Origin of the sequence: Plantactinospora sp. KLBMP9567, assembly GCF_033446045.1 — a bacterium.
In the GTDB taxonomy this organism is placed as follows: domain Bacteria; phylum Actinomycetota; class Actinomycetes; order Mycobacteriales; family Micromonosporaceae; genus Plantactinospora.
Map to the genome: position 1 here is coordinate 1 of NZ_JAWQRR010000021.1, position 14,186 is coordinate 14,186.

The window sequence follows — 14,186 nt, forward strand, 5'->3', positions numbered from 1 at the left end:
TGCCGACTTGCGGAGGGGGGGGGCGGCTGCCGGGCCCCGCCCCCACGACGTGGAGCCTGGACTCAGAAGTCCATGTCCCCGCCGCCCGGCGCAGCCGGGGCAGCCGGGGTCTTCTCCGGCTTGTCCGCCACCACAGCCTCGGTGGTCAGGAACAGGGCCGCGATCGACGACGCGTTCTGCAGCGCCGAACGGGTCACCTTGGCCGGGTCGATGATGCCGGCCTGGAGCAGGTCGACGTACTCACCGTTGGCCGCGTTGAGGCCGTGCCCGGCCTCCAGGTTGCGGACCTTCTCGACCACGACGCCGCCCTCGAGGCCGGCGTTGACGGCGATCTGCCGCAGCGGGGCGTCCAGCGCGATCTTGACGATCTGCGCGCCGGTCGCCTCGTCGCCGGCCAGGTCCAGCTTGTCGAAGGCGGTCTTGCCGGCCTGGACCAGCGCGACACCACCACCGGGGACGATGCCCTCCTCGACGGCGGCCTTCGCGTTGCGCACCGCGTCCTCGATGCGGTGCTTGCGCTCCTTCAGCTCGACCTCGGTGGCCGCGCCGACCTTGATCACCGCAACACCGCCGGCCAGCTTGGCCAGGCGCTCCTGCAGCTTCTCACGGTCGTAGTCGGAGTCGCTCTTCTCGATCTCGGCGCGGATCTGGTTGACCCGGCCGTTGATCTGGTCGGCGTCGCCGGCACCGTCGACGATGGTGGTCTCGTCCTTGGTCACCACGACCTTGCGGGCCCGGCCCAGCATGTCGAGGCCGACGGCGTCCAGCTTGAGGCCGACCTCCTCGCTGATCGGCTGCCCGCCGGTCAGGATGGCGATGTCGCCCAGCATGGCCTTGCGGCGGTCACCGAAGCCCGGCGCCTTGACGGCGACGGACTTGAAGGTGCCCCGGACCTTGTTGACCACCAGGGTCGCGAGGGCCTCGCCCTCGACGTCCTCGGCGATGATGGCCAGCGGCTTGCCCGACTGCATGACCTTCTCGAGGATCGGCAGCAGGTCCTTGACCGTCGAGATCTTGCTGTTGACGATCAGGATGTACGGGTCGTCGAGCACGGCCTCCATCCGGTCGGGGTCGGTCATGAAGTACCCCGAGATGTAGCCCTTGTCGAAGCGCATGCCCTCGGTCAGCTCCAGCTCGAGCCCGAAGGTGTTGCTCTCCTCGACGGTGATGACGCCTTCCTTGCCGACCTTGTCCATCGCCTCGGCGATGATCTCGCCGACGCTGGCGTCACCGGCGGAGATGGAGGCGGTGGAGGCGATCTGCTCCTTGGTCTCGACGTCCTTGGCGAGCTTGCTCAGCTCCTCCGAGACGTTCGCGACGGCGGCCTCGATGCCCCGCTTCAGGGCCATCGGGTTGGCACCGGCCGCGACGTTGCGCAGGCCCTCACGGACCAGCGCCTGGGCGAGGACGGTCGCCGTCGTCGTGCCGTCACCGGCGACGTCGTCGGTCTTCTTGGCGACCTCCTTGACCAGCTCCGCACCGATCTTCTCGTACGGGTCCTCGAGCTCGATCTCCTTGGCGATGCTCACACCATCGTTGGTGATGGTGGGAGCGCCCCACTTCTTCTCGAGCACGACGTTGCGGCCCTTCGGGCCCAGCGTCACCTTTACGGCGTCGGCGAGGGTGTTCATGCCCCGCTCAAGGCCGCGGCGCGCCTCCTCGTCGAACGCGATCATCTTGGCCATACGGCGTTGTCCTCCTGGACACTCACGGCCGCCGGAGCCTGTCGACCCCGACCTGCCGCCTGATTACGCACCTTCGGACGTCACTACGGCACTGGCGGACGGGGCCGCCGACACCCGTGGGTGCCTGCTCTGCTCCGTCGCGCTGTGCGACAGTGACGTCCGCCGGCCGGGCCGGACAGCCCGCGACGACCGGCCATGTGCCGCGCACCCGCGACCGTGGCCCTACCGCCCCGACCTTGGCACTCACGGTATGCGAGTGCCAAACACTTGTTTAGCACTCTCCCCTGCCGAGTGCAAGCGAGTGGGCCGGTCCAACCGGGCATCGGGACCGGCCGGCGGCGGCCGGAGCGGGCTGGGGCGACCAGCACCCGAACGGGAGCGCAACGGCGGCCGAACCAGCGGTGTCAGATCCGGGCCGGGAGTCGAGAAGCGCCGGCAGATCCGCATCGCCACGCCCGCCGAGTACGCGGCCCCGGCGCCTGCAAAGGGGGCCGGAATGCGCGGTTGTCGCAATTCGGGAAAGCCCGACCAAGGGCCGGTCAGCGCCACCTGATCAGGACAGCGGGCGCGTTACCGAGGCCATACCGCAACGGCCCGGATCCGTGCGGACAGTCCGAGAGACCCGTCGGACGGAAGACGCGTCGAGACCCACCGGAGGACCGGCACGAGCACGGGAATCACCGTCACACCGATCCGCCGGACACGCCAACGACATGGCACGGCGACCCGGCCAACCGCAGACCGCCGTCGTTGCGGAGTGTCGAAACGGCGGAAGTCCGGACTGGGCCGGCAACGGTCCCGACCGGCGGCTTACCGGCGGCCGGGTGGCAGCGGTACGGGAAACGAGCCCGAGAGCGGCGGGCCGACGGCCCGGCAGCTCAGGCGATGACCCGGACCTTTTCCGCCTGCGGGCCCTTCTGCCCCTGGGCGATCTCGAACTCGACGCGCTGACCGTCGTCAAGCGCCTTGTAGCCGTCCATCTGGATCGCGGAGAAGTGGACGAAGACGTCCTGCCCGCCATCGACCGCGATGAAGCCGTAGCCCTTTTCGCTGTTGAACCACTTCACGGTGCCCTGCGCCACGGTGCACTTCCTTACTTCGGTCGCGTCGGAGCTGCCCGAGCTCCGGCGACGCCGTATGCCTGCCGGGACCGCCGAGTCGCCTTTCCCCAAAATGGATCATGTAATTGGGGAGCCAACGAATCGAGCGGCCGAACCCGCACCGTACACCAAGGTCGGGCGGCGGCGCACTAGGCCAAAACGGTCACCGAGCAGACAACCGGGCGACCCTTTCCCGCCTCTCACCCATTGGCGACCGTCGCTGCCCAGCTCAACCGGCCCGCACCGAAACCGTCGGCGGCTCCGTTACCCGCCGAAACTGGGCGCCGTACGGCGTGCGACCATGGCGGACGTGCCGGCTTCCATCCCGCAGACCGCCGCCGAGCCGGAGTCCGCGCACTCCTCCGACCGACCCGGGTCAGTCACGCCGGACCGGGCCGCCGGTACGGCCGATTCCGGTCTTCGGCCGAGCGCCGAGCTACCGACGGTCCGCCGGGTACGGCCCGCCGACGCCGCCCGGGTCCGGGCGATCCGCCTGGAGATGCTCGCGGACTCCCCGCTGGCCTTCCTGGAGACCCTCGCCGACGCGGCGGCCCGACCGCACGCCGAGTTCGCGGCCCGGATCGCCGGGATGTCGACCGGGCCCCGGACGGCGGCGTTCGTCGCCGAGGTCGGCGGCCGGGTCGTCGGGCACGCCGGTGGCCAGGCGGCACCCGGTCAGCCGGGCGTCACCGTCGTCTTCGCCGTCTACCTCACCCCGGCCTGGCGGGGCAGTGGTCTGCTGGCCACCCTGGTCGAGGCGGTGGCCGACTGGTCCAGGGCGGTCGCCCGGCCGGAGCTGCTGCTGGAAGTGGTGGTCGGCAACGACCGGGCGCTACGGGCGTACGAGCGGTTGGGCTTCGTCGACACCGGGGTGCGGGTGGCACACCCGACCGTCCCGACGCTCCGCGAACTACAGATGCGCCGGACCGCCTGATCTCCGGCGTTCTTCGCCCGGCCGGCGTCTCGACGCCGGTCGACGAGCCGAACCGTCCAGCTCCGCCCAGAGCGTCACCCCGCCCGCCGGGGGAGCCGTCCGATGCGCGTCTTCGGCATGACGGCGGAAGGGGCCCCGACCAGCGCGGAGGAGCCCCTTCGGCGGCCGGGTCAGCTGTGCCGGCGGGCCTGGACCACCCGGAACCGGTTGGCGACGTATGCGCCGTCGGTCAGCGCGGCGTTCGCCGCCGGGTTGGCGCCGCTGCCGTGGAAGTCCGAGAACGCCGCCGACTGGTTGACGAAGACCCCGCCGGTGAGGTTGCAGGAGAGATGCACCCCGGTCTCGATCGCCGCGTTCTCGGCCGCGTCCAGCACGGCGGGGTCCGTCGAGTAGACCGCGGCGGTCAGCGCGCCGCGCTCACCGACGGTCTGTCGCAGGATCGCCAGGCTGTGCGGGGTCGAGTCGGTGGCGATCACGAACGAGATCGGCCCGAACCACTCCCGCCCGTACGTGCCGGACTCGTCGGCGCCGAGCTTCGCGATCAGCGGGGTACGGACCACCGCGCCCGGGTAGTTCGGGTGCTCGACCGGGCGGGACGGGAGTACCGGCTCGCCGATCCCGGCGACCTCGTCGAGCCGGGCCAGCACGCCGTCGTTGACGATCGCGCCGATCAGCTCGACCGCGCGGGCCGGGTCGCCGGTGAGTCTGCCGACCGCCCCGGCGATGCCGGCGGCGACCTCGTCGACGCTCTTGTGCCCCTGGTCGGTTTCGATCCCGTCACCCGGCACCAGGATGTTCTGCGGGGTGGTGCACATCTGCCCGCTGTAGAGGGTCAGCGAGAAGCCGATGTTGCGGCACATCCCGGCGAAGTCGTCGGTCGAGTCGACCACGATGGCGTTGACCCCGGCCTTCTCGGTGTAGACGGCGGCCTGCCGGGCGTTCGCCTCCAGCCAGTCGCCGTACTCGGTGGAGCCGGTGAAGTCGACGATCCTCACCTCGGGGCGGAGCGCCAGGGTGGAGGCGAGCTTCTCGCCGGGCGCCTCGGCGGCGAGCAGCATCAGGTTCGGGTCGAAGCCGGCCTCGGCCAGCACCTCACGGGCGTACCGGACGGTGACGGCGAGCGGCAGCACGGCCCGGGGGTGCGGCTTGACCACCACCGGGTTGCCGGTGACCAGCGAGGCGAAGAGTCCGGGGTAGGTGTTCCAGGTCGGGAAGGTGTTGCAGCCGATCGCCAGCGCCACGCCACGCGGCACCACGTGGAAGTTCTTGGTCATCCGCAGCGGGTCGCCCTTGCCGGCCGGCTTCTCCCAGGCCGCCGTCGCCGGGTGCCGGGTCATCTCCCGGTACGCGTAGGCGAGCGCTTCGAGTGCCCGGTCCAGCGCGTGCGCGCCACCGGCCTGGAACGCCATCACGAACGCCTGCCCGCTGGTGGCGTGCACCGCGTTGGCCAGCTCGAAGATGTGGGCGTGCAGCCGGGCGAGGATCTCCAGGCAGACCCCGACCCGGGTCTGCGGGCCCGCGTCCCGCCAGGCCGGCAGTGCGGTCGCGGCGGCGGCCAGCAGCACCTCCGGGTCGGCGTGCGGGTAGCTCACCCCGAGGTCGATGCCGAACGGGCTGGCCTCGGTGGCCACCCAGTCACCGGTGCCGGGCTGGTCGAGCGGGAACTTGCCGCCCAGGTACGCCCGGAACGCCGCCTCGCCCTCGGCGGCGGCGGTCTCGCCGTAGACGCGGGGGCTGGGTGACTCGGGGTAGGCGGACCAGTAGGAGCGTTCGGCGATCGCGGTGAGTGCCCGTTCCAGGGTGTCGGTGTGCCGGGCGAAGAAGGGGTGCGGGGTCTCCGTCATCCCGCCATCATGCCGCACCGGGCCGGCCCGTCCCAGCCTCCGCCGCGGGGGTGGACGCCGCTGGTCAGAGGGGCGCCTGCCAGGTGTTGAGCCCGGCGACCGCGCGGAATCCCAGCGCCTCGTTGATCGAGATCATGTAGTCGTTCGACGCGGCGTTGAAGGTGTCGATGAACCGCAGCGCCGGCTCGTACGCCCGGATGTGCCGCAGGTTGTCGACCTTGATCACCGTGCCGAGGCGGTGCCCCCGGTGCGCCGGCTCGACCAGGGTGATCTGCTGGAACGCGTGCCAGTCGCAGCCGGCGCTCATGCCGATCCCGGTCCAGGCCACCAACCGGCCGGTCGCGTCGTGCCGGGCGCCGCTGTTGTACCAGTACTGGCCACGCTCGTGGTGCGTCTGCTCCATCTCGCGTAGCCGGGCCACCTCCGGCCTGGCCGCCTCCCAGGTGAGGTCGCCGATCGGCGCGTCGCCGACCAGGCGGCTGTCCAGGTAGGCGACGTCCTCGGCGTACTCGTCGGGGGTGGCGCCCTGCCAGCGCACGATCGAGTAGCCCTCGGCCCGGGCCAGGCCCTCGGTCAGCAGTCGGTCGAGTGCCGGCTCGTCGAGGGTGGTCAGGTCGAGCCGGCGGCGTACGTCGGCCAGCGCCGGCTTGGCACCCATCGCGGCGGCGAAGGCGTCGCCCGGCATCGTCGGGGCGGCCTCCGGGCTCATGTTCGCCACCTCGCCGATGATCCGCTTGCGGCCCTCGTCCCGGGCCACCCGCACCGCGTACTCGTAGAGGGCCCGGCCGACGCCCCGGCGGCGGTACTCCGGATGGACGGCGAGCACCAGCCCGGCGTTTTCCAGGTTTTCCCGCTGCGGCAGCGAGACCGTCAGGTAGCCCACGGCCACCCCGTCGAGATAGCCCAGCGCGTGCCGGTTGTCGTCACCCGGCCAGGGGCGTCGGAGCCCGGCGAAGAAGCGCTGCCGGGGCAGCCTCGGCATGTCGGGCTGGTCGGCCGACCGGGCGGCGGACTCGATCTCGTACGCCCGCTCGGTGGCGGCGACGTCGGCGACCTCCAGTGCAGTGACGACGATGTCCATGCCCTGGAGGGTGCCGGTTGCACGAACGGGGCGCGACCGAATATCGGCGAACCGTCACCCGGGTCGATGGATCCGCGTTGAGCCAATGGGCGGGCGATTGCGGCAGCCCGGCCGGGAGAGAGAGTTTGGTCGGGAGAGAGAGTTTGGTCGGGAGGACGCCCGCACAACGCCTCCGGCGTCGGGTCGTAAGAGCTTTGAAAGTCTACGGCGGTGCGTCCTCCCGCACGGAGCATCTTGCGACGTGCAGATGCAGGCGTCAAGCCCTCTTCCGCGTGTTTTCGTCACGGGCGGCAAAACAGCAGCTACGCACCGCATTCATACCACCGGGTCCACCACTCGTCCGGCGGACCTGAACGATCTCACCTGCAAGTTGCACGTGCATCTGCCCGGGCAGGCCCGGCAGATGGCGAAAAAATTCTTCCGGAAATTCAGCCGAGCAGGCCGGCGTCACGGGCCGCCCGCAGCGACGGCTTGACCCGGTACGTCGGACCGACCTGCGCCGCCACCGCGTCCAGTGTCTTGAGGCCCTCGCCGGTGTTGTAGACGACCGTCTCGGCGTCCGGGTCCAGCCGGCCGCTCGCCACCAGCTTGCCGAGCACCGCCACCGTCACCCCGCCGGCGGTCTCCGCGAAGACTCCGGTGGTACGGGCCAACTGCCGGATGGCGGCACGGATCTCGTCGTCGTCGGCGTAGTCCATCCAGCCGCCGGTGCGGCGGACCGCCTCCAGGGCGTAGAGCCCGGCGGCCGGATCACCGATGTTGAGCGACTTCGCGATCCCGGTCGGCCGAACCGGGGTGATCACGTCGGTGTCGGCGTGCAGTGCGACGGCGATCGGGTTGCAGCCGGCCGACTGGGCGCCGAAGACCTTCCAGCCGTTGGCCGGCGCCTCGACGAGTCCGATCTCGACCAGCTCGCTGAACGCCTTGTCGATCTTGGTCAGCAGCTCGCCGCTGGCCATCGGGATGACCACCTGTTCGGGGATCCGCCACCCGAGCTGCTCGGCGACCTCGTAGCCCAGCGTCTTGGACCCCTCGGCGTAGTACGGCCGGACGTTCACGTTGACGAACGCGGTGTCCTCGAACTCGTCGGTCTCGACCAGCTCGCCGCAGAGCCGGTTGACGTCGTCGTACGAGCCGTCGATGGCGACCACGTCGCCGCCGTAGACGGCGGTGGTCACCACCTTGCCCTGCTCCAGGTCGCCGGGGATGAAGACGATCGACGGCACCCCGGCCCGGGCCGCGTGCGCGGCGACCGAGTTCGCCAGGTTGCCGGTCGAGGCGCAGCCGAACCGGGTGAAGCCGAGGCCACGGGCGGCGGTCAGCGCCACCGACACCACCCGGTCCTTGAACGAGTGGGTGGGGTTGGCGCTGTCGTCCTTGACCCAGAGCGGCGCCCGGATGCCCAGCTCGGCGGCGAGGCCGGCGGCCGGGACCAGCGGGGTCAGCCCCGGGTCGAGGGTGACCCGGGTAGTCGGGTCCTGACCGGTCGGCAGCAGGGCGGCGTACCGCCAGAGGTTCTTCGGGCCGGCCTCGATGTCGGCCCGGGTGACCCGGGCCAGGGTCGCGGCGTCGTAGCCGACCTCCAGCGGGCCGAAACACTCGTAGCAGGCGTGCTGGGCGACCAGCGGGTATTCGGTGCCACAGCCGCGACAGACGAGGACGCGGGCCGGGTTGGGGGCCACCTGGCTGGTCTGGCTGGGGGTCGCGTCGATGATCGACGTCATGGCGATTGCCGTCCTCTCATCTTTCCCTGGCGCCGCACCGCGCGGCGGGGACGGATTTGGCACCTGCTCCGCCGTGGAGTGGTTGCCGGGGCGTCATCGGGCCGTATCCCTCAGCCCCTCTGGATGAGGTATGAAGTTGTGCCGTCAGTCTACGGGCACCGGAAGCCACTGTCCTGGGTCTCTTCCCGGTGTGAGCAAGATCCCGCAGCGGGGCGCCGGGCCGGCACCGACCGCCGGCTGAAATAGTTGTTCCAGGCTAATGGAACTTCGGTACGACCGGCGGTCACAGACCGGCCGAGCAGGACGGGAGCGCGACGTTGCAGGACGCGATGCAGGCCGGAACGGTCCGGATCATCGGGGCGGGCGGTGACGAGATCGAGGCGTACCTGGCCCAGCCCCTCGGATCCGCCCCGCGCGGCGGGGTGGTGGTGATCCACCACATGCCCGGCTACGACGAGGCGACCAAGGAGATCACCCGCCGGCTGGCCAGCTACGGGTACGCGGCGATCTGCCCCAACCTCTACTCCCGGGAGGCGCCGGGGGCGAGCCCGGACGACGCGGCGGCCACCGCACGGGCCGCCGGCGGCGTACCCGACGACCGGCTGGTCGGCGACGTCGGCGGCGCGGCCGAGCACCTGCGCGGGTTGCCGGGCTCGAACGGCAGGGTCGGGGTGATCGGGTACTGCTCCGGTGGCCGGCAGGCGTTCCTGGCCGCCACCCGGCTGCCGCTGGACGCCGCCGTCGACTGCTACGGCGCGTTCGTGGTCGGCGACCCGCCGGAGAGCTTCCCGCTGGCGGTGAAGCCGCTGCTCGACCAGGCCGGCAAGCTCTCCTGCCCGCTGCTCGGTCTCTTCGGCGCCGAGGACCAGTACCCGTCGCCGGCCCAGACGGACGAGCTGTCCAGGGAGCTGACCCGGCTCGGCAAGCCGCACGAGTTCCACACCTTCGCCGACGCCGGGCACGGCTTCTTCGCCGTCGACCGGCCCGGCTACCGGCCGCTGGCCGCCACCGAGGGCTGGCAGCGGGTCCGGGACTTCTTCGACCGCCACCTCGGCGCCTGACCCCGTTCCGCCCCGAGCCAGAGGAGGCCGGCATGTGCACGTACGTCACGGTGAAACGCGAGGTCGACGGCAGCGGCAAGGGTGCCGACGGCTGGTTCCCGGTCAGCCACACCTGCGTCTACGTGGACCATCCGACGCACGCCCCGTACGCACACACCCTCAACATCGACTTTCTGAACCCGGCCGCCGGTCCGGGCGCCCGGGTCGCGGTCGAGCTGACCGAGGAGTCCGCGCTCGCCCTGGTCGAGGCGATCCAGGCGGCCCTGGCGGCCGCACCGGCCGGGCTGGCCAGCCGCGACCAGAAGGTCTGACCGCGAGCCTGGCCGGGTCGGTTCAGAGCGCCCGGGACTGCCGCGCCAGGGCCCGACCGACCCCCGCCACGGCGACGACGCCGACCACCCCGAGCAGCAGGAAATACGGCCAGGCGCCGGGGAACCCGCGCAGCAGCGCCTCCCGGAGCGCGGTGACGCCGTAGCTGACCGGGTTGACGTCCGCGAGGATCCGCTGCACCGTACCGAGGTTCTCGATCGGGTAGAACGACGGGCTGGCGAAGAGCAGCAGCGGGGCCAGCACGTTCACCAGCACGGTGAACCGCTGGGAGTCCCGCACCACGGTGGCGAGCAGCAGACAGAGCGCGTTGAACGCCAGCGCGGCGAGCAGCGCTCCGCAGAGCAGCGCGGCCCAGCGGTCCGCCGGCCAGCGACCCCGGAACAGCGCCGCCGAGGCCGCCAGCGCCGCGACCGTCTGGACGAACACCAGGGCGGAGCCGGCGAGCAGCTTGCCGGCGACGTACTGCCAGCGGGTGAGCGGGTACGACCACAGTTCCAGCGCCATCCCGTGCGCCCGCTCCTGGACGAGCGCGGTACCCGAGGTGGTGGCGGCGGCCAGCAGCGCGGCGAACATCAGCGCGGGTACCACGAAGTCGGGGTAGCCGACCGGCTCGCCCCGGTAGGTCACCGTACCGATCAGGTCGGCGAGCGAGGTGGCGACGAGTGCGATGTAGCCGGCGGTCGGCACCACCGCGAGCAGCAGGTTGCTGCGGTTGCGGGTGAGCAGCAGCCACTCCCGCCGCAGCGTCGCGGTGAATCCGGAGCCGTGCCAGGGCGGCGCGGCGGTGTCGTCGTCGGCCAGGTCGGACAGGTTCACCGGGTGGTCAGCTCCGATCGGGTCAGGGCCACGAAGGCTTCCTCCAGCGAGGCCGTGGCCAGCTCCACACTGTCGACCGGGATCTTCTGGTCGGCCAGTCCGGCGAGCAGCCGGGGCAGCCGCCGCCGCAGGTCCGGCCCGGTCAGCACGATCTCGTTGCCGCTGCGCGCCGCCGCCAGGCCCAGCCGGAGCGCCCCGGCGGCGATCGCCGGCCAGCCGTCCACCGATCCGCTCCGCAGCACCGCCCGCGCCTCGCCGCGTTCGTCCCGCAGGTCCGCCGGGGCGCCGTCCCGGATCATCCGGCCCCGGCACAGCACCAGCACCCGTTCGGTGTTGCGCTCCACCTCGTCGAGGTTGTGGCTGGTCAGCACGATGGTCAGCTCGTGCTGCCGGCGCAGCTCGTTCAGGGCGGCCCAGACCCGACGCCGGCCCTCGACGTCCAGACCCGCCGACGGCTCGTCCAGCAGCAGGACTCTCGGCACCCGGAGCAGCGCCCGCACGAGCTGGAGCCGGCGCCGCTGCCCGGCGGAGAGGGTGTGCACGAGCTGGTCCTCGCTGCCGGTCAGCTCGAAGGCGCCGAGCAGGTCGCCGGCCCGGGAAAGGGCGCGGCGCCAGGGCAGACCCCGGAACGCGGCGGCGATCCGCAGGTTGTCCCGGACCGTCAACATCAGGTCGAACGGCCCGGACTGGTGCACCACCGCCACGTCCCGGCGCGTGCCGGCGTCGGGCTGGCGGCCGTGCACCAGGATCCGACCTGAGCTGGCCGGGCAGGCGCCGCAGACCAGTTTGAGCAGGGTGGTCTTGCCGGCGCCGGCCGGGCCGAGCAGCCCGACCGCCTGGCCGGGCGGGACGTCGAAGGTCAGCCCGTCGACCGCCGGGGTGGCGCCGGGATACACCTTGACCAGGTCGGTCGCGGCGATCGCCGGGGTCACGGTGCACCGGGGAGCGCCGGCTCCGGGGATCCCGGCAACGGGGGTACGCCCAGCGTGGCGAGGATGATCCGGATCTCGCTCTCCGGACCGGTCTCCCGCAGTGGCGGGCCGGTCCGCAGGTGGTGGTCGACGTCGTCCGGGGCGATGACCGGCTGGGCGTCGCCGGGCCCGGCCACCGGCGCGATGGCGCCCCCACCGCCGGTGCCGGACAGGGCCGGCGAGCCGAACCGGCAGCCGAGCACGATGTCGAGCCGCTGCGCCGGGCGGCTCGGGCCGGCCAGTCCGGCACGCAGGTCGTCGACCGGGCGTACCGCGGCCGGGGAGATGCCCACGGTCACCCCGCCCAGCACGTCGAGGGCGTCCAGCGCTCGGCGTACCCGGTCCGGCAGGGCGGAGCCGGCGGCGAGGTGGCGTACCCGGACCAGGGCCTCCGGACGGCGGCTCCCCGGCACCGGAAGCTGGTGGTCGGTCTCCGGTACGGCCCGGGCCGCCGCGCCGACCAGCCAGAGCGTGACGCCGTCCGGCAGCGGGAGCGGCGGCCAGCCGACGGCCGGGGCACCCGGGATCCGGGCGGCGACCTGCGGCACCCGGCCGAGCAGTGCCGCCCGGGGCACCGGCGGGTCGTACAGCGGCAGGTTGTCGCCGGCCGTCAGCAGGTGCTCCGGCAGCCGGGCCACCACCCGGTGCACCACGATCCCGTCGCCGTGCTGGTACGCGACCACCTCGCCGGGGCGGATCTGGTCGAACTCGACCGGCTCGACCACGACGGGGCCGCCGGAGAGCACCGGCAGCATGCCGGAGTCGGTGACCGGTACCCGGGCCAGTCCCCCGGCGGCGAGGGTCGCGCGTACCAGGTCGGCGAAGCCGCTGCCGCTCACCGGTCGCCCTCCACACCGGCCGGTCCGGACGGCTCGGCCGTCCGGAGCAGGTCCCGGGCGTACAGCAGCGCGACGAACTCGCGGACGTCCCGGGCGACGGCCTCGCGTTCCCGGCCGCCGTCGCCGCCGAACGCGTCGGCCAGGTCACGCACGACGGTCTCCACGGCGCTGCCGGCGGCGAGCCGACGCCAGATCCGCGCGCCGCTCGCGTTGAACGTCTGGAAATCCCCGTCGTCCGGGTTGTAGAGCCGGACCTCCTCGTCGTCGTCGACCCAGACGATCCCGGAGTTGATTCCGACCGTCACGCGACACCTCCCGGTCCGGTGGTCAGCAGTGGAGGCGACCGGCATCCGCCGGACGGCGGAGTCCGGGCGTGCCGGTCGTCGTACGCCGGGCGCGCCGAGCCGTCCCGGACCGGCCCGGGGTTCGTCGCGCAATCCCGTCCCCCCGCGCGGCGGGAGCCGGTGCAGGTGGCAGCGCCGGCAGTCGGCCGGCTCCCCGCCCTCGGCGACGTCGTCCGGCGACGGATCGTCCGACGGGTCGGCGAGGACGGGTGGGGCGAACATCTCGTGCAACGGCCTGCTCCGCAGGTTGCCGGCCGGGTGCGGCGGGCCGGGGACCGACTCGCGGGGATAGACGTCGCCGCGCGGGTCGACGTGGAGGTCGATGCCGCGGAGCCCGCAGTCGGCCTGGACGGGGCACGAGGAGTGTGCCGTCGGGCCCTGGCTGAGGACCTTCCGGGCCACCGGACTCGTCCAGCCGGACCGCCGCGCCGCGAGCTGGTACTCCCCGCCGAGGTGTTCCCAGCCCAGGTGGGGACCGTCCGAGCCGCCCCGGTCGACGGCGGTGTGGCTCATCATCCGGACCCGGCTGAACTCGATGCCGTCCAGGAACGCCATCAGGTCGTCCAGCGCGGCGATGTTCTCCGGCGACACCACGTGGTCGATCGCCGGCTTGACACCGGCCGCGTTCAGCAGGGCCAGCCCGCGTACGGTCTGGGCGAGCGCGCCCTCGCCCCGGGTCGTACCGGGCAGCTCGTGGCCGCCGCCGTCCAGGCTGACGGTGATGCTGGCGAAGGTGTCGGCGATCCGCCGGGCGGTGCCGGCGTCCCGGATCCGGCTGCCGGTGGTGACCAGGTTGACCCGCAGCCCCCGACTGCGGGCAAGGTCGGCCACGTCGAAGAGATCGTGCCGCAGCATCGGTTCGCCGCCGGTCAGGATCAGCAGTTCCGCGCCCAGCTCGGCGATCTGGTCCACCAGGTCGAGGGACTCCGCCGGCTCCAGCTCACCGGGGAGCCGGTGGGCGCAGGAGCCGGAGCGCTCCCGGCAGGGCGGGTGGCAGCCGTCGGTGATGGCGTAGCGGACCGCCCTCAGCCTCGGCTCGGCCGGCCGGACCCGGGGTACCCGGCCTGGCAGGTAGACCAGCCAGTTCAGCACCAGGGTGGCGAGTTGGCGTTCGAGACGGTGCAACTCACCCGGCCCGCCGGATCCGGACGGTGGGGCGGCGCCGTCGGCGAGCGCCCGCAGCAGCCCGAGTTCCTCCTCGGTGAGCACCGCCCAGGCGGCCAGGTCCGGATTCTCCACCAGATACCGGCCCCGGCAGCGGAAGTAGCCGAGGTCGTCCGGGACGACCAGGGAACTCCAGACCGCCGACAGTCGCATGAGCACTCCCCCGTCCAGCCGGGGGGAGCCGCCGTCGGGCGGTTCCCCGGTATCCCGAGGTCCGTGCGGCGGGTCTCACCGACGGGACTCGAGTCCAGCAAAGGATCACCGACTGTCACCGGGCCGTACCAGAAAGCAAA

The 14,186-nt window shown here is 72.5% G+C and carries 12 protein-coding genes and 1 riboswitch; of the genes, 3 read left to right on the top strand and 9 right to left on the bottom strand.

Going from position 1 to position 14,186, the window contains the following annotated elements; genetic code table 11:
• Positions 1-62: 62 nt before the first annotated feature.
• Together groL and R6Y94_RS16255 are read right to left on the bottom strand one after the other, a co-directional pair.
• Positions 63-1,685 carry a chaperonin GroEL gene (gene groL / locus R6Y94_RS16250; protein ID WP_318396699.1) on the bottom strand — a complete coding sequence of 541 codons (1,623 nt, stop codon included), beginning with the start codon at positions 1,683-1,685 and terminating at the stop codon, positions 63-65.
• Between the two features lie 878 nt (positions 1,686-2,563).
• A complete protein-coding gene (locus R6Y94_RS16255) occupies positions 2,564-2,767 on the bottom strand; it encodes a cold-shock protein (RefSeq protein ID WP_123563110.1) in 204 nt (67 codons plus the stop codon).
• 328 nt (positions 2,768-3,095) lie between these two features.
• Here R6Y94_RS16255 and R6Y94_RS16260 point away from each other — a divergent pair, with 328 nt between their 5' ends.
• Positions 3,096-3,719, top strand: a complete 624-nt coding sequence (locus tag R6Y94_RS16260) for an N-acetyltransferase family protein (protein ID WP_412102772.1) — start codon at positions 3,096-3,098, stop codon at positions 3,717-3,719.
• A 170-nt stretch (positions 3,720-3,889) separates the two neighbouring features.
• Here R6Y94_RS16260 and paaN read toward each other — a convergent pair whose 3' ends face one another.
• The 3 genes from paaN to thrC all read right to left on the bottom strand — a co-directional run bounded on the left by paaN (position 3,890) and on the right by thrC (position 8,368).
• Complete coding sequence (gene paaN, locus R6Y94_RS16265) at positions 3,890-5,563, bottom strand: phenylacetic acid degradation protein PaaN (RefSeq protein ID WP_318396700.1); 1,674 nt, start codon at positions 5,561-5,563, stop codon at positions 3,890-3,892.
• 64 nt (positions 5,564-5,627) lie between these two features.
• A complete protein-coding gene (locus R6Y94_RS16270; protein WP_318396701.1) occupies positions 5,628-6,644 on the bottom strand; it encodes a GNAT family N-acetyltransferase in 1,017 nt (338 codons plus the stop codon).
• A 428-nt stretch (positions 6,645-7,072) separates the two neighbouring features.
• A complete protein-coding gene (gene thrC / locus R6Y94_RS16275) occupies positions 7,073-8,368 on the bottom strand; it encodes a threonine synthase (RefSeq protein WP_318396702.1) in 1,296 nt (431 codons plus the stop codon).
• A 13-nt stretch (positions 8,369-8,381) separates the two neighbouring features.
• Positions 8,382-8,498: riboswitch (SAM riboswitch) on the bottom strand.
• 187 nt (positions 8,499-8,685) lie between these two features.
• On the opposite strand from thrC, the gene R6Y94_RS16280 reads away from it, so the two are divergent.
• Positions 8,686-9,429, top strand: coding sequence for a dienelactone hydrolase family protein (locus R6Y94_RS16280; RefSeq protein WP_318396703.1), 744 nt, complete (start codon positions 8,686-8,688; stop codon positions 9,427-9,429).
• A 32-nt stretch (positions 9,430-9,461) separates the two neighbouring features.
• A complete protein-coding gene (locus R6Y94_RS16285) occupies positions 9,462-9,740 on the top strand; it encodes a DUF6295 family protein (protein WP_318396704.1) in 279 nt (92 codons plus the stop codon).
• A 22-nt stretch (positions 9,741-9,762) separates the two neighbouring features.
• Here the strand turns inward: R6Y94_RS16285 and R6Y94_RS16290 are convergent, their stop codons facing one another.
• From R6Y94_RS16290 to R6Y94_RS16305, 4 genes are read right to left on the bottom strand one after another with little or no spacing between them, the layout of a single operon-like run.
• A complete protein-coding gene (locus R6Y94_RS16290; protein WP_318396705.1) occupies positions 9,763-10,575 on the bottom strand; it encodes an ABC transporter permease in 813 nt (270 codons plus the stop codon).
• Positions 10,572-11,507 carry an ABC transporter ATP-binding protein gene (locus tag R6Y94_RS16295; protein ID WP_318396706.1) on the bottom strand — a complete coding sequence of 312 codons (936 nt, stop codon included), beginning with the start codon at positions 11,505-11,507 and terminating at the stop codon, positions 10,572-10,574. The genes R6Y94_RS16290 and R6Y94_RS16295 overlap by 4 nt, the downstream gene beginning before the upstream one ends.
• Complete coding sequence (locus R6Y94_RS16300) at positions 11,504-12,385, bottom strand: S24/S26 family peptidase (protein ID WP_318396707.1); 882 nt, start codon at positions 12,383-12,385, stop codon at positions 11,504-11,506. The genes R6Y94_RS16295 and R6Y94_RS16300 overlap by 4 nt, the downstream gene beginning before the upstream one ends.
• Positions 12,382-14,046, bottom strand: coding sequence for a PqqD family peptide modification chaperone (locus tag R6Y94_RS16305; RefSeq protein WP_318396708.1), 1,665 nt, complete (start codon positions 14,044-14,046; stop codon positions 12,382-12,384). Before R6Y94_RS16305 ends, R6Y94_RS16300 begins: the two co-directional genes overlap by 4 nt.
• Positions 14,047-14,186: the final 140 nt, after the last annotated feature.